This window comes from Caldithrix sp., assembly GCF_056497305.1.
Genome location: NZ_JBSMDE010000103.1, coordinates 1 through 25,115 on the forward strand (window position 1 = coordinate 1; position 25,115 = coordinate 25,115).

Annotated in this window: 19 protein-coding genes; 6 read left to right on the forward strand and 13 right to left on the reverse strand. The window is 45.3% G+C overall.

Going from position 1 to position 25,115, the window contains the following annotated elements; translation table 11 throughout:
* Positions 1-246: 246 nt before the first annotated feature.
* The 5 genes from ACWB0I_RS08790 (at position 247) to mutT (ending at position 4,208) form a co-directional block, all read left to right on the forward strand.
* Positions 247-879, forward strand: a complete 633-nt coding sequence (locus ACWB0I_RS08790) for a DUF1684 domain-containing protein (RefSeq protein WP_479387684.1) — start codon at positions 247-249, stop codon at positions 877-879.
* A 15-nt stretch (positions 880-894) separates the two neighbouring features.
* On the forward strand, positions 895-1,851 hold the full coding sequence (locus ACWB0I_RS08795) for a 3'(2'),5'-bisphosphate nucleotidase (protein WP_479387685.1): 957 nt from the start codon (positions 895-897) through the stop codon (positions 1,849-1,851).
* Positions 1,852-1,853: 2 nt separating this feature from the next.
* The gene (locus ACWB0I_RS08800) at positions 1,854-2,651 is read left to right on the forward strand and encodes an inositol monophosphatase family protein (protein WP_479387686.1); all 798 of its coding nucleotides are present in this window, start codon (positions 1,854-1,856) and stop codon (positions 2,649-2,651) included.
* A gap of 16 nt (positions 2,652-2,667) precedes the next feature.
* A complete protein-coding gene (locus ACWB0I_RS08805; RefSeq protein ID WP_479387687.1) occupies positions 2,668-3,714 on the forward strand; it encodes a ribose-phosphate diphosphokinase in 1,047 nt (348 codons plus the stop codon).
* A 74-nt stretch (positions 3,715-3,788) separates the two neighbouring features.
* Positions 3,789-4,208 carry an 8-oxo-dGTP diphosphatase MutT gene (mutT, locus tag ACWB0I_RS08810; protein WP_479387688.1) on the forward strand — a complete coding sequence of 140 codons (420 nt, stop codon included), beginning with the start codon at positions 3,789-3,791 and terminating at the stop codon, positions 4,206-4,208.
* Positions 4,209-4,219: 11 nt separating this feature from the next.
* Here mutT and ACWB0I_RS08815 read toward each other — a convergent pair whose 3' ends face one another.
* The 11 genes from ACWB0I_RS08815 to ACWB0I_RS08865 all read right to left on the reverse strand — a co-directional run bounded on the left by ACWB0I_RS08815 (position 4,220) and on the right by ACWB0I_RS08865 (position 21,174).
* Positions 4,220-4,972 (reverse strand): Nif3-like dinuclear metal center hexameric protein, encoded by a 753-nt coding sequence (locus ACWB0I_RS08815; RefSeq protein WP_479387689.1) that lies wholly within the window; start codon positions 4,970-4,972, stop codon positions 4,220-4,222.
* Positions 4,973-4,999: 27 nt separating this feature from the next.
* Entirely contained in the window at positions 5,000-6,010 is a 1,011-nt protein-coding gene (locus ACWB0I_RS08820) for a TRAP transporter substrate-binding protein (RefSeq protein ID WP_479387690.1), read from the reverse strand.
* A gap of 14 nt (positions 6,011-6,024) precedes the next feature.
* Positions 6,025-6,897 (reverse strand): TRAP transporter TatT component family protein, encoded by an 873-nt coding sequence (locus ACWB0I_RS08825; RefSeq protein WP_479387691.1) that lies wholly within the window; start codon positions 6,895-6,897, stop codon positions 6,025-6,027.
* A 236-nt stretch (positions 6,898-7,133) separates the two neighbouring features.
* On the reverse strand, positions 7,134-7,919 hold the full coding sequence (locus ACWB0I_RS08830) for a slipin family protein (protein ID WP_479387692.1): 786 nt from the start codon (positions 7,917-7,919) through the stop codon (positions 7,134-7,136).
* A gap of 16 nt (positions 7,920-7,935) precedes the next feature.
* Positions 7,936-9,240 (reverse strand): NfeD family protein, encoded by a 1,305-nt coding sequence (locus tag ACWB0I_RS08835; protein ID WP_479387693.1) that lies wholly within the window; start codon positions 9,238-9,240, stop codon positions 7,936-7,938.
* 608 nt (positions 9,241-9,848) lie between these two features.
* Entirely contained in the window at positions 9,849-12,491 is a 2,643-nt protein-coding gene (locus ACWB0I_RS08840; protein ID WP_479387694.1) for a DUF5916 domain-containing protein, read from the reverse strand.
* Between the two features lie 88 nt (positions 12,492-12,579).
* Positions 12,580-13,974, reverse strand: coding sequence for a DUF4352 domain-containing protein (locus tag ACWB0I_RS08845; RefSeq protein ID WP_479387695.1), 1,395 nt, complete (start codon positions 13,972-13,974; stop codon positions 12,580-12,582).
* Positions 13,975-13,978: 4 nt separating this feature from the next.
* Positions 13,979-14,512, reverse strand: a complete 534-nt coding sequence (locus ACWB0I_RS08850; RefSeq protein WP_479387696.1) for a hypothetical protein — start codon at positions 14,510-14,512, stop codon at positions 13,979-13,981.
* A gap of 2 nt (positions 14,513-14,514) precedes the next feature.
* A complete protein-coding gene (locus ACWB0I_RS08855; RefSeq protein ID WP_479387697.1) occupies positions 14,515-14,988 on the reverse strand; it encodes a hypothetical protein in 474 nt (157 codons plus the stop codon).
* A gap of 15 nt (positions 14,989-15,003) precedes the next feature.
* A complete protein-coding gene (locus ACWB0I_RS08860; protein ID WP_479387698.1) occupies positions 15,004-16,371 on the reverse strand; it encodes a MotA/TolQ/ExbB proton channel family protein in 1,368 nt (455 codons plus the stop codon).
* Between the two features lie 18 nt (positions 16,372-16,389).
* The gene (locus tag ACWB0I_RS08865; protein WP_479387699.1) at positions 16,390-21,174 is read right to left on the reverse strand and encodes a tetratricopeptide repeat protein; all 4,785 of its coding nucleotides are present in this window, start codon (positions 21,172-21,174) and stop codon (positions 16,390-16,392) included.
* A gap of 305 nt (positions 21,175-21,479) precedes the next feature.
* Between ACWB0I_RS08865 and pepF the strand changes: the two genes are divergently transcribed.
* Positions 21,480-23,348: an oligoendopeptidase F gene (gene pepF, locus ACWB0I_RS08870; RefSeq protein WP_479387700.1), complete on the forward strand. Its 1,869-nt coding sequence runs from the start codon at positions 21,480-21,482 to the stop codon at positions 23,346-23,348.
* 31 nt (positions 23,349-23,379) lie between these two features.
* Here pepF and ACWB0I_RS08875 read toward each other — a convergent pair whose 3' ends face one another.
* On the reverse strand, positions 23,380-23,643 hold the full coding sequence (locus ACWB0I_RS08875; RefSeq protein WP_479387701.1) for a hypothetical protein: 264 nt from the start codon (positions 23,641-23,643) through the stop codon (positions 23,380-23,382).
* Between the two features lie 74 nt (positions 23,644-23,717).
* Positions 23,718-25,082 carry a TrpB-like pyridoxal phosphate-dependent enzyme gene (locus ACWB0I_RS08880; protein WP_479387702.1) on the reverse strand — a complete coding sequence of 455 codons (1,365 nt, stop codon included), beginning with the start codon at positions 25,080-25,082 and terminating at the stop codon, positions 23,718-23,720.
* Positions 25,083-25,115: the final 33 nt, after the last annotated feature.

The following is a 25,115-nucleotide window of genomic DNA, read 5'->3' on the forward strand; positions in this document are numbered from 1 at the left end:
TAAAATTTGTTGACATGTAAGGCGAAGACTCAGCAAAGCGGCACAATTCGCTCCCCCTTCCCTTTATTAAAAAAGGGAAGGGGGCCGGGGGGTTAGGATCTTTAACATAAAAATTTTCGCATCCCGCCTTGGCGGGACTAGATCTTTTAAAGGAAGTATTCTAAACATCCGGCCCCGCCACACAGATTTGCAAAACAAAGATGACTTCAATAAATTTGAGCCGACTTCTTAATACCTGGAGAGAAGATGAGACAAACGAGACTGAGTTTATTGATCGTGTTCATGGCGGCGTTGATGCACTTTTCCTGTAAGACAAGGACTAACAAACAGCAAGAGCAATGGGCGTTAAACTGGCAGAAATACGTTAGTGAAAAGGATTCTCTGTTCAAAAACGCCGAATGGTCGCCTTTGCCTGTAGAAGACCGACTCCATTTCGAAGGTTTGAACTATTTTGACTACAATCCATCGTGGCGTTTTGAGCTGGCACTTTATCCCTATCCTTCGCCTCAAAAAATGATGATCAAAGGGTCTAAACCAGGGGATGAACGGCCGGCCCTGCGCTTTGGCTATTTTCAATTTGCTTACCATGGCGTTCCGATCAAGCTGGATGTCATTAAGATTTTGCCGGAAGAACCGGAGGGAGAGGACCATCTCTTTCTGGGTTTCTGGGATAAAACTTCCGGCAAGGAGACCTATGCCGGTGGCCGTTACCTTGATCTAAAAAAGAATGACAAGGGGACGTACATCGTCGATTTCAATTACGCATACAATCCGTATTGCGCTTACAGCGATCGTTACAGTTGCGCAATACCTCCTTTTTCCAATCAGATACCGGTGGCTGTCAATGCCGGAGAAAAGAACTACAAGCTACACCATTAAATAAGGAAACAGAATATGAAAAAATATTTAGACGTTGCTTTGCAGGCCGTTGAACAGGCGGCTCAGGTTTGTCGCGCTGTGCAGGCTCAGTTAGTGGCTGAAGACACATTGACCAAAAAAGACCGCAGTCCGGTGACTGTAGCCGATTTTGCCTCACAGGCATTTATTTGTAAAACCTTAACAGATCATTTTCCGGAAATTGAAATCGTTGGTGAAGAAGACGCGCAAAGTTTGCGCCAGGAAGACAATCGGGAAATCGTCAATAAAATTCAACAATTTTTACCCGGCTGGACTTTGGCCGAGATAATGGACAGCATCGATCTGGGCAACGGTCAACCAGATGGATTATTCTGGACTCTGGATCCCATCGACGGTACCAAAGGCTTTTTAAGACAGGATCAATACGCTATTGCTCTGGCTTTGTTAAGAGACGGCGAACCAGTATTGGGCGTTTTGGGGTGTCCCAACCTTCCTTTTGCAGAGAATGGGGAGCTGCAGGGCACGCTGATGTGGGCCGTCAAAGGTCAGGGGAGTTTTACGCGTCCACTGGCAGGAGGCCATTCCAGACCGGTCCATGTGTCTGGTCATGAGCCTCATGAAATCGTGCGAATTTTAGAAAGCGTAGAGGCCGCTCACAGCGATCATTCCTTGCAGAGCCAATTGATGGCCCATTTTGGCCAAAGAGCGCAATCGGTTCGTTTTGACAGCCAGGTGAAATATGCCGTGCTGGCCAGCGGGCAGGCCGAGGTTTACTTACGTTTACCCAATCCTGCCAGCCCGGGCTACCGTGAAAAAATCTGGGATCATGCCGCCGGCGCCATTATTGTTCAGGAAGCCGGAGGCCGGGTTACCGATATGTTCGGCAAACCTCTGGAATTTAATCATGGTAAACGATTGGAAGCCAATAGGGGACTGGTGGTGACCAACGGCAAATTGCACCAAAAAATTATTGAATTGCTCAATCGGGGATGACCATGATCCAGGTTGCTAAAGAAGCTGCCCTTCAGGCTGGTCAGATTTTGATGGAGCATTTTCGTAAAATTCCCGCGCATCAAATCAGGCGCAAATTAAAAAATGATTTTCTCTCCTTTGTGGATGAACAGGCAGAACAAACCATTTTAAATGTGATTCGCCGGACTTATCCGGAGCACGCTTTTTTAGCCGAAGAAAGAGGCGCTTCGCTTGCTCAGAACGATTACCTGTGGATTATCGATCCCTTAGACGGCACAACGAACTTTCTACAGGGCATTCCCATATTTGCCGTTTCGATTGGTCTTTTGCACAAAGGGACGCCCCAACTCGGCGTCATCTATGATCCGGTTCACCGTGAAATGTTCTGGGCCGAACGGGGAAAGGGCGCCTTTTTAAATGATGATCCCATTCAGGTCAGTAAGAAAGCCTCGCTGGAAGAGAGTTTTATTGCCACCGGTTTCCCCTTTAAAGCCAAACATTTCTTAGCGCAATATCTGAAAGCCTTTGAAGGGTTGTTCAAAGAGTGCATCGGTCAGCGACGGATGGGAGCCGCAGCCATTGATCTGGCCTACGTGGCTGCCGGACGGTTTGACGGCTTCTGGGAATTGGGGCTAAGCCCCTGGGACCAGGCCGCAGGCTGGATCCTCATTCAGGAAGCGGGGGGCAGGGTAACCGACTTCTGGGGCAATCCCGATTTTTTGTACAAACACTACACTCTGGCCAGCAATGGACTGATTCACGAACAAATGATCAGTAAAATCAAAGAACATTTTCAGGAATTTAAAGAAGTGTACACTTAAAAATAGGAGAATCAAATTGGATTCTACCACAATCGTTCGTACCAAAGGTGAACGGGGCGCCATGAGCATTATGGCCTGCGCATCCGGTCAGGCCTTTGCCCAGCGTATTATTCACCATTTAAATGAAATTATTCAGCATGAAATCCATAGCTTACCCTTGCGCTTGATTAAATCCGAAGAGATTACCTTTTCCAATGGCGAAATAAAAACCGTTTTACACGAAAATATTCGCGGCGACGACCACTACATCGTTCAATGCATCGACGATCCGCTGAGCGGCAAGACAATTAATGACAATCTGATGGCCCTTCTTACAGCCATCAATGCCGCCTTTCAATCCGATGCCGATTCCATCACAGCCGTGATTCCTCAATTTCCTTACTCTCGACAGGAACGCAAAAAAACGCGCGAGTGCATTACGGCCAAGCAGATTGCTCAATTCATCGAGGTCTCCGGCGCCAATCGCGTCATCACGCTCGATGTGCATGCCGAAGCCATTATGGGCTTTTTCACTACAGCCAAATTGGAAAATTTACACGCTTCCAACTTCATTATTAAACATTTCAAGCAAAAGTATCAGGTACAAAATCTGGTCATTACCGCAGCCGATGTGGGCGGCGCTGAGCGAGCCCGTTACTATTCCAAAATGTTGCATGCCGACCTGGCTATTGTGGACAAGGCCCGCGATTATTCCCAGAAGAGTAAAATCAAAAGCATGCGTCTGGTAGGTGAGGTTAAAGGAAAAAACGTCCTGATTCCGGATGATATGATCAGCACCGGGGGGACAATCATCAATGCAGCCAGACTTTTAAAGGAAAAGGGCGCTAAGGATATCTATGTGGCCTGTAGTCTGCCCTTTTTTAATGGCGATGCCGTAGAAATATTGAGTAGGGCCTATGAAGAGGGGGTTATTTCGGGGGTTATTGGTACAGATGCCGTTTTTCACGGCTCTGATTTTGTAAAAAACACCCCCTGGTACGATGAGGTGTCCATCGCACCGTTGTTTGCAGAGGTGATTTACAATATTAATCAAAAACGTTCGGTTTCGGAGTTGTTAAAGTAAATGGGCCGCGACTAACTTTAGGCGGAGTCTGGTGTGTTTGGGAATTTCATTGTCAGCCAAATTGCGGGGGGCTTTTGACAGACAGAACGCAGATTAAGGTTGTTGCCGCAGTGATCGTCAACCAGCAGAAACAGATATTAATTACCCAACGTCTCCCGCAAAGCCATTTGTCCGGTTACTGGGAATTCCCGGGAGGCAAGATTGACCACAATGAAACCCCGGAACAGGCTTTGAGACGGGAAATCAAAGAAGAGTTGGGAGCTGAAATCGAGGTGAATGAGCTGCTCTGGAAGGAACGCTTTGCTTACCCGCAGAAGGAGATCGAAATTTCCTTTTACGCTTGTCAATTACATTCGCCGACTCAAGAATTAAAAGCGCTGCAGGTCGCTGATTTTCGCTGGATTTCGATTGGCCAGATCAATGCTTTTCAATTTCCACCGGCCGATGCTGCCTTTATTAAAAAATTGAAGGAAGAATTTTCTACTCTATTTTAGAAACATTTGGGTTAAACAGGATTCGGAATGTCGATGAATTCCACTTCCAGGTTGAATTTGCTCCTTAAATGACGGCTCAGGGCAATAATGCCATAGCGTTCTGTGGCGTAGTGCCCGGCGGCAATAAAGTGAATACCTTCTTCTTTGGCAAAATGCATGATGTGTTCGCTCACTTCCCCGGTAATGTAAACATCGAGTCCTTTTAGCACGGCCTGCTTAACTTCTTTTTGCGCACCGCCGCTAATAATGCCAACCGATTTGATTTTTTGTGGGCCAAAGGGAAAGATTAGCGCGTTTTCATTGATTAAGGTTTTAACGCGATTAAAAAACTGTTTGCTGGTAATGGGTCCAATCTGACCGCTAAAGCCAATGGCCCTGCCCTTGTAATCGCCAAAGGGTTCAATGTCTAAAAGTTCTAACTGTTTGGCGATTTGAATGTTGTTGCCCACAATTTCGTGCGCGTCCAGAGGCAGGTGATAGGCCAGCAGATTCAGATCATTTTCCAGTAGCAGTTTAATCCGTTTTTTGTAGCTACCGCGATAGATAGGCCGTTCAAAATTCCAGATGATGCCATGATGGACAATAACAGCCTGCGCATGGTGGGCTACCGCTTTTTCAAAGAGTTCGACACAGGCTGTTACTCCGCTAACAATTTTGGTTATTTCCTTTTGACCTTCCACCTGCAGGCCGTTTGGGCCCAGATCATCAAATTCATCAATCTTCAAAAAGCGATTTAAATAGTCAACTAATTTTTCACGATCCATTAAAAGATTCTCCTGTAAATGATTCAACTATTCCCTGTTGATCTTTGAACGGTATTCCTGCAAAGTCGTTTCAACGTCTTGCAATAATCCATTATCGTAGAGTTTGCCCACCAGCGCCTGTCGGGCCTTGCGCCCGATTTGTTCAAAGTGCTCTAAATTTTGCGGGGAAGAGAGATGCAACAGCTCAATACCGTTTTGCATCATCTGTTCTAAAGAACGGGCATTATCCTGGCGGCTGACCAGGGTTAATCGCCGGAAGTACTTGTAGCCCAGGTTTTTGATCAGTTCCTGATGTTCAGGGCTGATTTTTTTGAAGGCGCGATTAGAAATCAAAACCGCCCCATTGGAAATGGTTAAGGGAACATCGACCACATATTTTACTCTGGTAAACCATTGCAAAACCAGGCAGGCCAGGGGCGAGGTGTAAACCCCTTCGATAAGGCCGGTTTGCAAACTGGTTAAAACATCGGTAATGGAAAGCGGAATGGGATTAAGATCAAAAGCCTTAAAGGTGGCTTCGGCCACCGGATCGCCTTCCCAGATCCACATTTTGATGTGCTTAAATTCATCCACACCGCTGATTTTTTTGGATGTAAAAATGTACACTTTTCCCACTTCGGCCCAGCCAATGAGCGTAAATCCCTTTTGTTTAAAATGTTCTGAAAAATAAGGATCGAACTTTTGAATGACATAATCTAATTCATCAAAATCTTTAAAAAAGAACGGTGTGTCCAGAATGCGCACTTCGGGCAGAATTTCGCCCATGCCCACGCCCGTAAATCCGGCGCCCTGTAATTGATTGATTCGGATTTTACGCAGCACATCCTTTTCATCGCCTTGAATGCCGCCCGGGTAAATCTTAAACCGTACCTGGCCATTGGTTTGGGCCTGTACCTCCTTCGAAAACTGGCGCATGATTTTCATCCACGAAGAGCCATCTGGAGCAAGGGTGGCAAATTTAATGGTTACTGTTTGGGCCGAAAGGAGTACAATGGAACTGAAAAGAAGTAAAAATATGGTCTTAATCCATGTAAACATGAGCTGTTCTCCATTTAAAATAGTTCGCTCTTCCTGGACAGCAAGCGTCGGGCTTTCTGCCTGGCTACCTGGTTTAACAGATTGGCCTGCGGCAAAATGTCGTCCGGCGAATTTAACACTTTTTCCAAATATGCGTCAAATAGCTGTTCATCGAGGACTTTAGCTGCGTAAAAGCGAGCCGCGTACACATAGGTTAATAAAAATTTCCCTTTTGTGAGTTTTAGGTTTCGCTCAAAAAAGGACTTTGCTTTTTGGGGATTGCCTCCCAGCATGGGCGGCTTTTGTCCGTACAAACTCCCAAAAAAGAGAAAGACGGCTCCGTAAAAATATGTAGAATCCAGCTCCATAACCCGTTGCATGAGCGGTTCTACGCGTGACAATTCCATAATAGCCGCCGGGTCCTCAAGGGCCAGATTGATGTAAGAAGACCAGGTAAAGCCCGTCCAGAACAGAGCCGGCACATCTTCTTTGTCGGCTGTTTCTAAAGCTTTTTGCCAGCTCGACAGATCCGAATTCAGTTGTTTGTAAATGTCAGGATTCTGCAGTTTGAGAAAGCGCAGCGCATAATCACGGGCCCTAAGGTACAATTGGCGCGCCTGCACCGTGTTGGTGTCTTCCACAAACGACAGGGCATAGCCGGCATAGCCCTGGGCCAGAATGCGCAAAAGGTTTTTGTTTTGTGGATCGCTTTTCAACAGACCCTCAGCTAATTTGAGATTGGCCGCCAGCGCCTGCCTGGCGATCTCTAAATTCTGCTCTTCATAAAAAGCGTCCACCGTATTGAGCAGAATGGGCTCCATCTGCCTGATCACCAGTTTTTGCGTACTGCAGGCGGTCATTACAATTAATAACAGGAAAATGGTTGAAAACAGTTTATGATTCATCATTCTGTTGTCCTTAACGCCAATTGTCCCAGTTAACCATGTTCTGATTGACGGAGCGCCTCGTTCTTTTGCCTGAAACCGCAGGATCATTTACTACAACAAACGCACAAGATTTAGACTAACACATGTAAATGGAGCCAACCATTCTTCTATTGTTGCCGTGTCTGCTATTCAGAATGCAACTTTCCTCTCCATTCTTGAACCGTGTAAAGAATAAATCGAACATTGTTCACGCTCTGTTAGCTTTCATCACTCTTTTTCGATTTGTCCAGCAATTCCAGTAAACCCTTTTCGATAAAGGGTTTGAACAGATCGATCGGTACCGGAAAGATGGTGGTTGAGTTTTTCTCGGAACTGACTTCGATCAGGGTTTGCAAAAAACGCAATTGAAGCGCCGAGGGGGTCGAATCAATGATTTTAGCAGCCTGGGTCAGCTTATCGGCAGCCTGGAATTCACCTTCGGCGGCGATGATTTTGGCCCGGCGTTCCCGTTCGGCTTCGGCCTGTTTGGCCATGGCCCGTTTCATCTCTTCTGGCAGATCGATGTGTTTGACTTCCACCAGTGAAACTTTAATGCCCCAGGGATCGGAGTGCTGATCGATGATTTCCTGCAAGCGGGCATTGATTTTGTCCCGTTCGGTTAACAGTTCATCTAGCTCAACCTGACCAACCACACTGCGCAGGGTGGTTTGGGCTAGCTGCGAGGTGGCAAACAGATAATTTTCAACTTCAACCACGCTTTTTTCGGGATTGAGTACGCGAAAGTACAATACAGCATTGACCTGTACGGAGACATTATCTTTGGTAATGACATCTTGCGGAGGAACATCCATTACAACGGTACGCAGACTAACTTTGACCATGCGATCCACAATAGGAATGAGAAAAATAATGCCCGGGCCTTTACTGCCCACCAGACGCCCGAGTCGAAAAATGACGCCCCGTTCATACTCTTTTAAGATGCGGATGGCGCTGGAAAGAATTAAGAGCAAAAAGATAATTAAGGTAATAAAAAACTGTGGCATTTAAAACTCCTTGAGTTTATTTTACTGGTTTTACTTTTAAAACCAAGGTATTTCGATCAATTCCCACTACTTCCACTTTTTGTCCTTTTTTGCAGGGTTGGTCGCTAACGGCTTTCCAGAATTCCCCATGTATTTTAATGGTCCCTTCCGGATTGAGCGCTTTAAAGACTTCGCCTACTTCGCCAATCAGGCCCACGTCACCTGTAGTCGGTTTTTTACGATGTGTGCGAATAGCCATGCCAATGGCAAAGACAAAGAATAAGACGCTTAAGATAACCACAAAAGTGATCACCTGCCAGGAAACGCGTAAAAACGGTAACGGACTTTCAAATAACATAACGCTCCCCATGACTAATGAGATGATGCCGCCAATGGTCAGCAGGCCGTAACTGGGTATTTTGATTTCGAGTAAAAAGAGGATTACGGCAAAGATGATCAGGGCAAAACCGGCGTAATTGACGGGCAGGGTTTGCAGGGCGTAGAGGCCTAAAATAAGGCAGATGCCGCCCACCACTCCGGGCAAAATGGTACCCGGATTGTACAATTCGAAGAGAATTCCGTAAATGCCCAACATTAAGAGGATGTAAGCTACGTTGGGATTACTGATGATGTCCAGTAGCCGCTGTCGCCAGCTCATTTCGTAAGTAATTACCTCCGCTCCTGCGGTGTGCAGCGTTTTTTTTAGGCCAATATCCAATTCCACCTGATGGTTGTCGATCAGAGTTAATAAAGAATCGAGAGTGGGGGCGATGTAATCAATTACATGCAGTTTGAGCGCTTCTTTTTCGGTTATGTTGGCGCTTTCGGTAATGGCTTTTTCAGCCCAGTCCGCATTACGCCCGCGTTTTTCGGCCAGGCTGCGGATTTTAGCCACGGCATCGTTGACCACTTTTTCCATTAACGTATTAGTGGTGCTAGTATCGGGATGGGCACCGGTCGGGCTGCTACCAAACACGGGATGGGCTGAACCAATATTGGTGGAAGGAGCCATAGCTGCAATGTGAGCTGCATAGGTGATAAAAACCCCTGCCGATCCGGCCCGCGAACCGCTGGGCGCCACATAAACAACCACCGGGACCTCTGAAGCCTGAATGGCTTTGACTATTTTGTGCATGGATTCCATTAAGCCGCCAGGCGTGTCCATTTGAATAATGAGAGCCTGCGCTTCTCCTTCTTTAGCCCGCTCAATGGAGCGCGTGATGTATTCGGTTGCTACTGGATTGATGACGCCTTCGATAATAATACGATGGACAACGCTGGCCAGGATGGAGGAACTCATTGTGAGCAGCAAAACCAGACAAATAGTGACTCTTTTCATCATTACCCCATTCCGTTAATGATAGTCAAAAAATAGAGTAATAAAAGAATTAAGTCAAACTTTTTTAAAACAAAAAGGCTCCACTGGCGTGGAGCCGAAGGATGATGTTGAGGGTTTTGTTTTTAGGAGGGAGGATAAACTTTTTATCTTTTCCTAAATTTTCTTCCTCATGTCTTCCGTGCAAAAATTAATAAAAAATTACCCTTCTTGTCAAATTTAATTTGTTATTTTGTTGCCCATTCATTAAAAAAGTAGATTTTTCGAACATCTTCAAAATAGTATTCCTTTCTTCACCGGGCATGCCTTCTAACCCGGTACTGGCTGTATCGAAATCCCCTACACTTCCACACAACGCAAATGTCCTTGGTCAGCGCAACGTAACTCGAGTTTCAGCTCGAGACTTCGGTAAGGGCAATGAAAGATTTCTCCGCTCTACGCGTCGCTTTCGTTCCGCACATCGGTAGAAATGAAAATTAGTGGGCCCTGTGCCAACTGTCATTTCGAATCCCCGCGTTAACGTAACTCAAGATTTAGCTCGAGGCCTACACTGCCAGACAGAATTTCCCCCTCGCCCCGCTTTGCCGGAAAACGGGCAAGGGAGTGGAGGCTATTTAAAGAGATAGCCAGTAATTCAATTTAATCAGAAAAATATTGTCCGGCTTCGTGTCAAATAATTTTTGAATATCTGGTCCCATTCGGAATAAGCCTGAATTTACAAAATCATTACGATTCTGAGTCCAGACCAGAAAGAGAGTTGAGCCTGGTTGATATTCCCATCGAATTACCAGATTTGAGCGGAATTCTTTGAAGTTAAAGTCCGGGTTGGCAATGCTGTAATCGGTTAAACCATCCCCATTTTCATCAAACTCATAGGCTTCATCTTCAACAGAATAGTGCATTTGTTGGGCGTTGAATTCCTCAAAACGGCGGTCGCCATCGGCCCTGGGATTGGTGATTTGCTTGAAATGCGTGTACTTACCTGCAGAGATGAAGGGTTGGCCATAGTATTGTAGCGATAAGTTGGGGGTGGGGCTGTAATTTAAGCGAAATACCAGGCCCAGCGTATTTTGCGTGAGACGGGCAAAGATATAGCGATCTGCGTTGCTGAACGTCTCGGTGGAGACATATTGCAGATTGTCTTTATTGTAATAGTAAAATGGATCTAATTCAATATTGATTTGATTACTTATTTTTTGCGAAAGGCCCAGTTTCAGGTTGCGGTTTTTGGAGACCCGATCATCATTTTCAAAGAGCCGGATAAAAAGGTCGGCATTAAAATCTTTGGAGCGGTTGGAATAGGCATTGATCCAGAAATTCCAGCCACCGGTGTAGCGGGCCATGGGGCCGCCACGCAATAAGTAAGGAGAATAGCCGCTCTGCTCGCGGTTGATTCCCAGATGAACGCCCCACAGGTTGGTAAACTGCACACCGCCATTGATATTGCCGCCCTGGAACAAACGTTCACCGGCAAAATTCCAGCCCTGCCATGCATTGAAATTAATATTTGCGCGGCGCAAAATGCCCACTGGATTGTTGATCCTGTAACCAATCCACACATAATTCATAATTCGATCTGCCTGGCGTAAATAGCCCAGATCATTGAGCTCCAACCCCGGTGAGCGCCAGAGCACGCCGGTTGCAAAGCGCCAATTTCCATTGCCAAAGCGGCCAATATTAAATGTACCTCCATGGCCGGACAGGCTGCGGCGCGTTGTGTCCAGTGAAACGTGTTTGGCATCGGGCCGCTGGAAATAGTGGGCAGAAGATGTTTGTACCAATTCAATAGCCTCCGGATCGCCAATCAAATGTGAGCCAAAGAGTTTAAAGCTCAAAAAATAGGTTTTATCGGCCCATTGATGCCGGAAATCAAGACCACCGGTGTAAGCCGATTTGTTCAGGAAATTGAGGTGTTCATCTTCAATCTTTCGATTGGTAGCTGTAAAGATACCGCCTAACGATGTATTACCCCGCGAAAAATCTTTTTGTAAGCGGCTGACCATGAAGTTGGTTAAAGGTTCTACGGTAACCTGCTGTTTTTTGCCCTGCTGGTCGATGGTAGCCCTGGCAGGGCTGGTTACGGCATCCAGCAAACCGACCGACCAACCCGTTTTGGTTTTGCCACTTAATTTGGCAGCGCCTAAAATGCGCGTTTGTTCCGGCATATCGATGTAATCGTAGCTAAAGCCATCTTCTTCATCGGGGTAGTAGTGCGGACTGCGGCCAATGCGGCGGGAATAAAAGATCTTTTCCCTGGACATATCTCCGTCTCCTATGGCCAGGGGAAATTCAAAGATATTTTTCCCTTCAATAAAAAAGGGGCGCTTTTCTTCAAAAAAGGTTTCAAAAGCGGTAAGATTTACATCCGATGGGTCTGCTTCTACCTGCCCGAAATCGGGGTTTATGGTGTAATCCACGGTCAAATCCCCGGTCAAACCGATCTTCCCATCAAGCCCAAAGTCAAAGGTTACGTCTCTGCCACTGGTAAAGGGATTTCCTTCCTGGGCTGAAAAAGTGTGTAATTTGCTCACCGAGTAAGGTAAAAATTCAATTCTTTTGGGGGGGCGAATATTTTCGATGCCGGTTAAGTTTCCAAAATAGGATACCAGACCTGCGGCGTTTTTGGGAATGTACTGCCACATGTCTTCTTCCTGATCGCGGTAAATACTGCGTAAAACCTGGAAACCCCAGGTGTGTTTTTTATTTTTGGCAAAACGCAGTTGACTAAATGGAATGCGCATTTCGGCAATCCAGCCTGAATCGGTGATGGACGATTTGACCTCCCAGACCGGATCCCAGCTTTCGTCCTGACGATCGCCGTCTTCTGACATGAGCAGGTCAAATTTTACACCGGCTGGATTGGTGCCAAAGACAAAAGCAGTGCGCCGGTCAAAATAGGTGTCCAGGCCAATGGCCACAAAATCGGAATTGTTTACATCATCACGCCGTGTTACCCGCGATTCAATTTTGTGCGGTTCACGATCATAGGCAACAATGCAAAAATAGATGTTGTGGGCATCGTAAAGCACTTTAAAGTGCGTTTCCTGAGAGGGGGGCACGTTTTCTTCGGGATTGATCTGCACAAAAGAATTTTGAAATGGCACCTGTAACCAGCAAGGATCGTTTGCCCGGCCATCAATTTTGGGCGGATCAGAATGCAGGCGATAAGCCTGGCAGGTCTTTCTGGAGTAAGTATTATCGGCCAGAGATAAACAGGGTATTAAAAAACCGATAAGAAGCAGGTAAAAAGTCCGCATTCCATTCTTCCTTGTTGCACTTACATTTTCTACAATTAGCTTTACGGAAAAATCAGGTCAAGGTTGCCATGATGAAAACGTTTTTACCTTAAAATTTTTCCAGAGCAACGGGCGGTAAGGTTTCGTAAGTGATCCGGTACTTTTTGTAAGGCCGATTAATAATGAAAACGAAAACGCCTTTTATTGAACCTCCTGGTGAAATTTTCTTTTTAAAATAGGCCTCAGGATCGAGAGCCACATAATTTTCCAGACCAACCATCGGAGAGTGCGCGCCACTGGAGTCTATTACAAAGAAATTGGAGGAAAAAAACATGGCGTCTGTTTCAGAACGATTTTTGATTTCCGCACTAACTTTCAATAGTCTGGTGCCAGGTTCAGAAACATTGTATTCGTTTTCGCCAACTTTAAAAGAACGGGCCGTTCGTACGGAGCGAATACGTAACTCCCACGGTGAACGCAGGGCTACTTCCATGCTTCCCAGGCGTTTTAAAATCTGAAAATCGGTCAGGTCGAACAACAAAATGGTGCCATCGTCCGAGGCCGAGACCAGCTGTTTCAGAGAATCGATGATGGCTAATTGTGTAATATTAAAAAAGTGGCCATACAACGATGCCTTCAGCTCCAGGCGTTTTAGATCCCAGACCTTAATGGATTTGTCCATAGACCCGCTGAAGGCCATTTCCATGGTTGGTGAAACGTTTAAGGCTGTAATTGGGGCGAGATGGCTTTTGGGTAACAAACGGGCTTTTCGATTCTTCCAGTCAATAAGCCAGAGGTTTTCCCCTAACGCGGCCAGGCAGCGCTCACTGTTCAGGAATCGAATGAATCTTTGTTCCGTAGACCCGGGTTCCGCTTCTGGCAAGCGCACCGTAGCCAGTTTATTTCCATTTCTCGAATCTAATAATTGCGCGGCATTTCTGGTAAAAACCGCCAACAACGGTTGTCGTTCGTTCACGGCAAAACCATCGGCGCGGTTGAGTTTAATAGGCAGCTTTCTGGCAAGGAACCGGAGCGGATCAAAAAAGAAAAGGCTGCTTCCAGCCTTTAAGTACAGGGCTTGATCCGGTAGGAAAAGAGACAGCTGAGAAACGTTTTTTAGAGGCAGGGAAGCCTCCTTTTTAAGGGCCAGGTCTTGTCCATTAAATTGTTTTACCAGACCGTTTTGTAAAAAGACACTGAATGTTTTGTGCCCGGGAATCCAGGCTAAGCGTCGGGGCAAGGCCTCCAATTCTTTAAAAGCCAGAGCCTGAGCGGAATCTGTGTGCCAGACGATGAGTAAGCGATCCCGCCCAATGGAAGCCAGACGATGACCGGGCAAGGGCACAATATCCACAACCCCTTTTTGATGAGCGATCTCTTTAAGAGGCCTGGCCGGAACGGTACCCGGCGAAGCGGTCTTTTCCTGTTTGCGGCAGCCAAGGCAAAGTACAAACAGAATCCACAGAATAAAAAACCAACGTCGAATAGGCATTAATTTGATCATAGAATTAGTCCACAACTTTTGTCTTTTCACCATAGGGAGAAAACAGGATGATTTCGTCTTTAGGTTTGGGAGTCCAGCCCACTTCAATATCTTTTTCCCAGGCTAATTTTCGGGCTTCACGGAAAATTTCGTAGCTATCCGAGCGCACAATGAAGTAAAAGAACTGTTTGCTGGGATCGATTTTCGATAGGATCTGGTAGAACAGAGAACCGGGTTGGCGTATCTGGTTAATTGATTCGCCTCTGGCTTCTGGTTTAGGAATAAATACTTCCTGAAAAGCGGCGTACGTCCGGTAGTAATAGTTTTCGGCTTTCAAAGAAACAGGAAAGATCTGGTTGTTGCGGCATTCAAAGATTACGCTGGCCTTATGTGTTTCGTAAACCATGGGCGTTTCGAAAACAAATTCTTTGGTGCGCAGGGACAGACTGCTGATAATGCCAATGATGACCAGCATGCCCACAATGTTTGTGACAATGTCCATTAAGGAATCGATATTAAAGCTGAAAGCCTGACCCGATTTTTTTACTTTGCGTCTCATCCCTAATCCTTCTGGGGCTGTAAATGCCAGGATTTGTTAAAGGGCTCGTAGCCCACGTCAATTTTAGAACCTTTCGCGGCCAGTTGTTGATTAAGCTGGGCAATTAAGCGATAAGCCCGGCGAAAGGTGCGTTCTCCTTCCGGGTAAATGGCAAACACAATGTAGCTGCTGTCTGCCTTTTGTTTTATTTGCTCCAGAAATGTCCGATACGCTGACCGCGGGCCATCAATTTCGGCGTAAGGAACCTGAAGCTCCTGATTTACCAGAACCAGATATTGCGGATGACATTCTACATAAGCCGGTTTTTTAGGATGCACCACATTGGTGTCTCTGGATTTTACCATAATACTGGGCGCCAGCAAAGACACAACACTGATCGAGATGATAATAAAAGACAGCACGCCTGCCGTGCAAGTCAAAATACTTAAAAAAGGAAAAAGGGTTGGTAAAAATCCTTCTGATTTCTTTCTGGCCATGGGTCGTGCCCTGAATTATTTAGCAGCCGGTGTTTGATGCGATAAGGTAATTGTTACGGGTTTATTCAAGTTTTCCAGAATCGGATTCAATTCGCTCAATCGCTTGTGAATGCTTTCCAGTGTCTGCTGGAGCGTTTTTTTGATCTCTTCTTCAAACGTCAAATACGCGTTTAGTTTTTCGCTGGTTTTACTGTCTTTGCTTTCAAAGGTCTGAATGATTTTGTCCATTTCCTGCAGCAAATTCTGGTAGTAGTTCTCCTGGGTTTTAATCAGAACGGACTTTATGCCTTCCGGAATCATTTGTAGTGATTTAAAGATAGCTTCCAGGTGACTGTTAGCTTTTTCTAAGGATAAAATTTGATCGGCCCAGAATTCCTGGTTTTTGGATACCTGCAGCAAAGCGTTGCTGACCTCGCTGTATTTTTGCAGGGAATTGGCAAACAGGGTTTGATGTTTTTGCAGATTTTCGTTGAGCTGACCGAGCACCTGAACGGTATTTGAAAGCGCGGACAGATGATCATCCAGCACTTTTGGGTCCAGTTGTTCGATGATTTCTGCCAGATGTTTCTCTTTGCTTTTTTCCTGAAAAATGGGATCCAGAATCTCGTATTCACAGAATTCATCGATTTCCAGAAGCAGTTCATCCTCACGTTTTTTCAAAGCCGAGGTGTACATCATTAAGGGGACGGTGATGAGCAAACTTAAGAGGGTGGTGTCAAAAGCAACGGCCAACCCGGTGGTAACGCCACCCAAATGTCGGGTAACCTGTTCCAATTCTTTGGCCGATTCAATTACCGAAGAGAAATTACCCACAGCGTTACTGATGCCTAACACAGTGCCGGTAAAACCCAATAGCGGAATAACGGCCACCAAAACACGTAAAATGGTGTAACTGAGTTCTACGTTTTCCGAATCACGGTCGCTCTGTTCGAGCAGGGCATCTCGTAAATCGTTGCTTTCCATGCCGCTTTGAAAAGCGCTAAATGCGCGCTGGATACGCTGATACAGCCGGGTTTTTTCAACCCCTGGCACATGTTTAACGATTTCCTTCAGTGTTTCGTTAACATCGTCTTTGATGTTCCATCGGAAGTGCTTTTTGGTTTCGGCGGCTTTGTTTTTTTCCCAGTTCAGTTCGCGTTGTTTTAAAAAGGAGATGGCAAAAGACCAGGCGCCCAAAAAGGTGATCAGATATTGGATAAAACCGCGTTCCAAAAAGAGGGCGCGGATGTTCTCGAAACCTTTGATCTGGCCCAAATAATAGACCCCGATCAGGACTACCACAGTGATGCCTGCACCTAAAAGCAGACTTTGTGTTAAGGAAAGCGATCGCAGGGCGCTTTGCCGCTTATCGGTACCAGAAGATTCTGTTCTGCCTTTTTCCATAAGACAGGCCTCCAATTTTTAATGAATTTCTAAGCCGAATAGAGTCAGCTGGCTTTTAAAATTTCCTAAAACGATTTCATTACTGCGCGTTCTGGCTTTCAAATAGCGAAATATTTCCTCAAATGTAATTTTTTGGTCTTTGTTACTATCGGCTGCACCTTTTAAAGCCTTAATTAAATTGCTGGTAAACCGGCTGGGCTGGCCTGGTTTTTTGGAACCGTTGTCCAGGCCGTTACCCATGATCAGAAAATTGATGTAAGGCAATTTACCATTATCTTTAAAACCAAGCGCGGTGGGTTGCAGGGTTCTGGAAAATTTCAGATGTCCTGAGTTATTTAAAAACAGATTGGCTTCCAGGAAGCAACTCACTTTGGAAGCTGGAACGGATTTTAACATGAGGTGTAAATACTCAAGATTAATACTCGTACTGTAAAGGTTTTCAATCTGTGAATCCTGAACCAACAGGGAGATGTCCTGGGGCTGGGTGGTCTTATTTCCGTTGGAAACAATGCTTCCTAAATAGAAAATTAACACTTCATCCTGGGGTTCCACGTAACGGGCAATGGTTTTGATTCCATCAAGTACGGCTGCCCGGGTGGGCTGGATGCCTGTGGAAAGAGAAAGGACTAAGATGTTGCTTTCCGGGATGTCCAGGCCATTGACGTCCGTTAAAAAATGTTTAAAGGCTTTTACATCGTGCTGCGCGTTTTGTAAATCCTGGATGGCCGGGTCCTCATAATCTTCATTGGAAACTATGAGAGCCCAGCGATTAACGCCTTTTGCCTTCTTGGGAATCGTTTCAAAGGCATAGAGCAATTTGGCGATTCTGCCCACGCGAATGGTTGAGCTGGTTTCGTAACCGTCTTTAAACTTAGCGTGAACTGTTAAAAAATTGGCGCCTGGTACCAGGGGGAACTCATCTACGCGAAATGGGATGGCGCCGGGATAACGTTGCGGATCGGGCATTTTTTTAATGATTACGTTTTTGCCGATGTTTTTAATCTCTTTTCCGTTTAAATCGATGGCAAGCGGGCGTTTGTTTTGCGTAATAAATCCTTCAATACTGATCGAAGAGGCGCGTGTGTGGTGTCCGTCTTTGGGATCGGTGATGACAATTTTGGGTGCCTGGACCAATTTTAAGTGGCTGGAACTCTGCAAATGTTCTGGAGTAAGGCTTACGTCAAATTCCGATTGTTTGTCAATCTTTTCTTTAACCTTTTCGGTGAAAACTTCCGAAAGCTTATAGCGGTCGCCTAATTCCAGACTGGTAAAACGGTCTTCATATTTCTGAAAGGTATCCATTAAACCCTGTTTTTGTTGGGCGGCGATGACCTCTGGTTTTTCACTGATAGCCACCACTTTTAACGGAATGTCTTTTTTCTGATGAATTTCGTTGATCCAGAAGTCATTGGGGTACATTTTTTGGGCAATGGCCAGGTATTCATTTCTGGTCTTTTTGTCCTTATTTTTTTCATAAGCCAGAGAGAGGTAAAGCGCCAGGGTGCCCTGTTTGTAGCGGTTGTTGTCATTGTAATAGGTTTGCAGATCCAGTAGTCCACTGATGGCTTGTTTGGTCTTGTTTTCGTAGGCCTGTAGCAAAAAATCGAGCGCATTTAAATCTTTATTGTGTGGCGCCATTTGTAAGGCTTTGTTTAAGGCCAATCGGGCTTTTTTAGGGTCATGTTTAAAAAAGAGCAAAAAGCGTACGTAATCGATATGATTGGCCAGAATATGGGGATGTTTGTCAATTAAATCCAGGTAAATTTTTTCTGCGGTTTTCAGATTATTTAAGCGCAGTTCCACCTGAGCCAGATTGCGCTGAAAAACAGATTGTTCGGGATGATTTTTGACCAATTCCTGAAACAGCTTTTGAGCCTCTTTGAATTTACCCGTCCTCAAATACACCAATCCCAGGTTATTTTTGGCAAAATAGTACCAGGGAATTTCCTGAACGATCTTTTTGAACCAATATTCAGCGGAAATAAAGTCCTGAGATTCCAGGTAATAAGTACCCATCAGGTCCATGTTGTAGGGACTTTGGGGCGCGGCTTCGTAATATTTTCTGGTCCACACTTCGGCCTCCAAAAAATTGCCCATCTTAAAGTACAACTGGGCCAGTGCGCGGAGAGCCGGTGTAACACCCGATTGTAGCAAAATGGATTTCAGATAATTTCTTTCGGCTACAACGTAATTCTCTAACATTTCGTACAGACGAGCCTCCTGGTATGAGCGCATGGAAGATTCGGGAAAACTCTGCAACATCCCGATCAGGGTGTAAATTTCATCATCCTGGCCAAGTCCCCGGTAGCATTCGGCGATTGAAGTAAAGACCGAAAGGTCAGCGGGGCGGATGTTCCGGTAGAGTGCATAATAGTTGAGGGCTTTTTTGTAATCGTGCAAACGCAGATAAATATCGCCAAGTTTGTCGTAGCGCGCAAAAGCCGAATCTTTAGCCATGGCACGTTTGTAAGTGCTAAGCGCAGCATTTAAATCATCCATCTCTTCAAAGAGCAGACCCTGAAGCAGTAAAATATGGGCATTCCCTGGACTCTTTTGCAAGGCGGTCTGATAATTTTTCAGGGCTGTTTGGTAGTCGTTCATAATGTGCGCAATGTAGCCCTTGTAGTAGTCGATGTCTTCTTTTTTAATAAAGGGAGATCCTTTGATCTGTTCTTCCAGAAAGGCGTGAGCTTCTTTAACCTTGTTCTGGTACACCATGCTCAAAGCGATCCGGCGAAGAATGGTCAAATTTTGGGGGTGCAGGCGAAAGATTTTTTTGTACTCAATTTCAGCACGTTTGAAATCGCCGTGCCGGTACAGGTACTCGGCCAGCAATTGGTGCGCCTGAAGTTCATACGGGAAATCGCGAGCGTAGCGTTCCAGGGTGTTAAAAGCATCGGTTACTTTTCCAGAGGCTTCCAGAATTTTGCTTTTTAGTTCAAAAGCGTAAGGATCGGAGAAGCCGGCATCCGGCGTTACCTTTTTACCGACAATCTGGTTAACAATGGTCAAGGCCTGCTCAAAATAGCTCAGATCGTAGTAGTAGCGGGCTAAATAGTACAAATCGATGGGCCGAGGTTTCAGGGACAAGGACTGGTCGCGCAGCACATTCAGCCCTTTTTGTTTTTCATCCATTTTAGAGTACATGGTAGCCACTTTGTAACGTAAAAAAGGATCGTGGGGCGTTTCTTGCAACAATTTTTTGTAATAATACAGCGCTTCTTTCCAGTTTTCATTTTGTTCGTACAGCTGGGCTATTTCATTGTACAGGGCATGGTTATCGGGATCAAATTCGAGTAGTATTTCTAAAAAGATGAAATATTCCCGATTAGCGCCAGTCCAGCGTAAGGTCGTCAAATAGGGTTCGTAAATAGCAGGAGACAGAATATGTTTCCAGTTATCGTCGTGTAAAATGAGTTTGTGCGCTAATTCGGTTGCTTTATCGCCATAGCCGTTTAAACTCAAAAAGCGAAGGATGGAAGCGCCATTTTGTTTCAGCCAGGAAAGGTTTTGTTCAACATGGGTTAAAATCAGGTGAATGGCCTGATCATATTTTCTTTCAGATTTTAAGAATGAGAAATATTGATTTAGCGCTCCAATGTTCTGGGGTTCGCGCTTTAAGATTTGCTGATAGAGCGTTTCGGCTTTCTGTGGGAACTGTTTTTCGTAGAAGCGTGCTAATTCCAGGTCTGTTAAAGCTTTTTGCTTTTTTAACTGATCGATGATTTTCTGCGCTTTGCCGGTCTCCTTTTTTAGTAACAGTAATTTCAGTTTTGTTTTAAGATTTTGCTTATTTTTTGGCAGGCGTTTGTCCAGAATTTTGATGGCCTTGTCGTAATCTTCGAGGTTGGTGTACACCTTGACCAGAGATTCCCACATTTGTTCATTGGTTGGAAAACGCAGTAGCCCCTCTTTTAAACTTTTTTCGGCCTGTTCATATTGTTTTTCTAAGGTGTACAATTCGGCAATCCAGATGTAATAGGGCAAGGTGTGCGGTTCTTTTTTTAATTTCTGATTGAAATACTGAATGACCGCCGGTCGGCCTTTAAATTTAAGATAGACTTCAATGAGATTAAACTCCTCACCTGACTTTTTGGCGATCTTTTCGGCCGACTCCAATTGATTGGTTCTGATGTAAAAACGAGTTAACGCGGTGTACAAAAAATCGGATTTATTTTTTTTGAGAGCCTTTTTGAAGGTTTCTTCTGCCTTTTTTAATTGTCCCTCATTTTCATAGCAGCGTGCAAGGCGTACACTAAGCGTGTCGTTTACCAGGCCCTGCTTACTAAGTTTTTCCAGAATTCTGGCCGCTTGCGGGTAAAAGCGGTTCTGATAAAAGAAATGAGCTATCGTTTTTAAATAAGGGAAATCGGTGGCATGTTTTTGCGCTTCCTGGTTTAAAATGGTCACACAACGATCATTAAAACCGGCCTTCAAATAGGCGGCAGCTAAATCAAATAAATGATTTTGTGAATTTTCTTCCTGGAAGGCTCTATTTAAAAAGTGAATGGCCGTGGGGTATTGAAAATAGCCTAAATAGATTTTCCCGGCCGCATGGTTCCAGGCAGCGCTGCGTCGCGGAAATTTCAGGGCCTGTACTTCCCGGGCTGCTTCCGTCCGGAATAAACCCTGCCAGGCCTCTTTGGAAGTGAAATCCGCCCGCAAAACACCTTTGTAAAGTTGAATGGCTTGCTCAAATTTTTGCGTCCGCTCGGCTGCTCTGGCTTCAATTAGTTTTTGTTGTATCGTGGCCGATCCCAGAGCGACAAAAATAAAAATTCCAAGGAAAAATTTAGGAACCACGTCATCTCTCCTCATTATTCCCCAATGTAAGGTTTTTAATGATGATTAAACCCAAAAAATGAAATAGTTGACGTCCGTATCAAACTAAATAAAAATTAAATATTCCAGAAAAAGAAGGATTAAATGTATCAATATATCAGCACAGAATTAAGTGCTTAAGATATGTAGAATTAGTAAATAAATCAACCCACAGTTGAGATAATTTGTTTTTTCTATTAGAATTTTTTATTAAATTGTCTTGTTCAATGCTTTTAGTCACAAAAAAAAGGAGACGAAAAATGTTAAAAAAATGGGGAGTATTCATAATGACATTGTTCATGCTGATGAGCTCAAATTTGATGGCAGGCGGGCAGGGGAAAACATACGAGAGCAGGGATCAAATCCCTGAAAAATACAAATGGGATCTAAGCCAGTTATTCGCCAGTAAGGCCCAGTGGGAACAGGAGAAAGAAGCGGTAGAAGCCGAAATTCCAAAGTTCAAAAATTTCCAGGGCAAATTAGGCCAATCTTCTGAAACGCTGTTAAAATGCCTTGACTTTATGACTGATGTTTTGAAACGTTATTACAAATTAAACGCTTACGCCTCACAACTTTCGGATCAGGATACACGGGCCTCAGAACCCATGGCCATGCGACAGCAAATTGATCAGGTGGGCAATAAATTGTCGGCAGCCATGGCTTTTATTGAGCCCGAAATATTGTCCATTCCTTCCGACGTGATTAAAAAATTCCTGGCCGAGAACAAAGGTCTGTCCGTGTATCGCCATTACATCGACAATATTCAGCGCATGAAACCCCACACCCTTTCGCCTGAAGAAGAAGAAATTGTGGCTCATGCCGGATTGATGAGCAGTTCGCCCTATGACATTTACGGGGTGTTTAAAAATGCCGACATGCCCCGTCCGGAAATCACCCTGCCGGATGGCAAAAAGGTCAAACTCGACGATGCTTCTTACACCTTGTATCGTGCCGATGACAACCGCGATTTGAGAATTAAGGTTTTTGAGCAATTTTTCGGCGCCTACAAAAATTTTGAAAGAACGTTTGGTACCGATCTTTACAGTGAATTAAAAAAGGATCTGTTCTACAAAACAGTTCGTAAATATAACTCCTGTCTGGAAGCGGCTCTCACCCCCAATAATATCCCCACTTCGGTTTACATGAACTTGATTGAGAGCGTACACGACCATTTGCCGACCTTACACCGCTACCTGAACCTGCGTAAAAAATTACTGGGTGTAGATGAATTGCATTATTACGATATGTACGCCCCATTGGTGCCCAAAGTCGATCTCTCTTTTACGGTGGAAGAAGCGGAGAATGAAATTCTGGAAGCCCTGCAGCCTCTGGGAGAGGAATATCAGGCTGTTTTGCAAAAGGCCTTTCATGAGCGCTGGATTGACATGTTCCCCAACACGGGCAAACGTTCCGGGGCCTATTCTTCGGGCTCTGCTTATGACGTGCATCCCTACATTTTGATGAATTTTATGGGGAAATACGACGATGTGAGCACCCTGGCCCATGAGCTCGGCCATACCATGCACAGCTATTTTTCCAACAAAAACCAGCATTTTATCAATGCCCATTACCCGATCTTTCTGGCCGAGGTGGCTTCCACCTGTAATGAGGCCCTGTTGATCAATCATATTCTGAAAAAAATTAAAGATCCTAAAAAACGCCTTTCGATTCTGGGCAATCAGCTGGAAACCTTCCGCACCACCCTCTTTCGTCAGACACAGTTTGCTGAATTCGAATTGAAGGTTCATGAGCTGGTAGAAAAAGGCGAAGCTCTGACCGGCGAGCGGCTTTCTCAAATCTACCTCGAAATCTTGAAAAAATATTATGGTCACGATACGGTTACGAAAATTGAAGATCTGTACGGAATTGAGTGGGCTTACATTCCCCATTTCTATTACAACTTTTACGTGTTTCAATATGCCACTTCGCTCAGCGCTTCGACCGCCATTTCGGAAAAGATCTTAAAAGAGGGCCAACCCATGGCAGAAAAATATGTCAAGGAATTTTTGAGCGCCGGAAGTTCTGATTATGCGATTCCCATTTTAAAACGCGTGGGCGTAGACATGACAACCAAAGTGCCTTATGAAGAGGCTTTCAAAAAGATGGATCGCATTATGGATGAGATTGAAGAGATATTAAAACAGATGGGAAAATAGAAATTGATCAAGCCCCGCATGTTCGGGGCTTTTATTTTTGTTCCTGGGCTTTTTGAATTAATTCAAAAATGCTGACGATTTTAGATTTGGGCGGCTGAAAAAGATGGGCAATTTCTTCCCTGGAATAATACGTGGTTAGGTAGTCGTCGATTGCCATGGTTTCAAACCAGCAATCACGCACTTTTGAGCAAAATTTACCGAAATTCTCGCGGCGACAATATTCGAATTTAACCTGATGCCCCAGTTTGCGACAATACAGTGTTAATCTGTCGTATTTGCTTTTTTCTGAATCCATTTTACGTCTCCTGAAAAAGATTTGCGGAGCAAAAACGCCCCGCAAATTCTTTGTTCTTTAATCGTTAACAACAATTATGGTTTAGGTAAATTTTCCAGTACTTTAATCGATTTTTGCAACTCTTCATCCGGCAGAGCATAATCGTGTAATTCGCCTTCAAAGTATTTTTGGTAACCGCTCAAATCCATTAAGCCATGGCCGCTCAGGTTAAAGAGGATGACTTTTTCTTTGCCTTCTTCTTTAGCTTTCTTAGCTTCCTGGATGGCGGCCGCCACGGCATGGCTGGTTTCCGGAGCGACAATAATACCTTCGGTACGGGCAAAGGTAACGGCAGCTTCATAGCATTCCAGCTGATGGAGCGCCCGCGGGGTGATTAATCCGGCGTTAATGGCCCCGCTCACCAAAGGAGCCATACCATGGTAGCGCAATCCACCGGCATGAATGGGCGGGGGAATAAAGGCGTGGCCCAGGGAATGCATGGGCAGTAAGGGCGTCATTTCTGCGGTGTCACCAAAATCATAGGCATAAGGTGCACGCGTCATTGTGGGACAGGAAGCCGGTTCAACGGGAATGATATCGATCTGGGCTCCGTTAATCTTATCATAAACAAAGGGGAACGACAAACCGGCAAAATTGCTGCCACCGCCCGCGCATCCAATAACCACATCCACTTTTTTCTCGCCGAGCTTTTCCAGCTGTTTTTTGACTTCAAGTCCGATGATGGTCTGGTGTAACATGACATGGTTCAACACACTGCCCAGAGAGTAGCGCGTTTTTCCCGAAGGATCGGTAACGGCTTCTTCAATGGCCTCGCTGATAGCGATGCCCAGACTGCCCGGCGTGTCCGGCTGCTCTTCAAGAATTTTGCGTCCAGCATTGGTGTGGGGACTGGGACTGGGGATGCATTTTCCGCCCCAGGTTTCCATCATAATTTTGCGGAAGGGCTTTTGGTCAAAACTGATGCGTACCATGTACACTTTAATTTCCAGCCCGACCAGAGCGCCGGCAAAAGACAAAGCACTGCCCCACTGCCCGGCGCCAGTCTCTGTGGTCAGTTTTTCGATGCCAAATTGCTTGTTGTACCAGGCCTGTGGCACGGCCGTGTTGGGTTTGTGGCTTCCTGGCGGAGAGACACTTTCGTTTTTGTAGTAAATCTTGGCGGGTGTGTCCAGGTATTTCTCCAGCGCATAGGCGCGATGCAAAGGTGTGGGACGCCAGCGTTTTAAAATGGCCAATACTTCTTCCGGAATATCGATCCAGCGTTCCTGACTGACTTCCTGTTCGATTAAATTCATGGGAAATACCGGAGCTAACATGTCCGGAGAGATGGGTTTGCCATCCGGGCCCAAAGGTGGGGGGACAGGCACGGGCAGATCCGGCGCCAGGTTGTACCACTGACGCGGCATCTCATCATCACGTAAAACGACTTTTACTTGCATTGATCCTCCTTAATAAGTTAAAAGTTCTTCCAT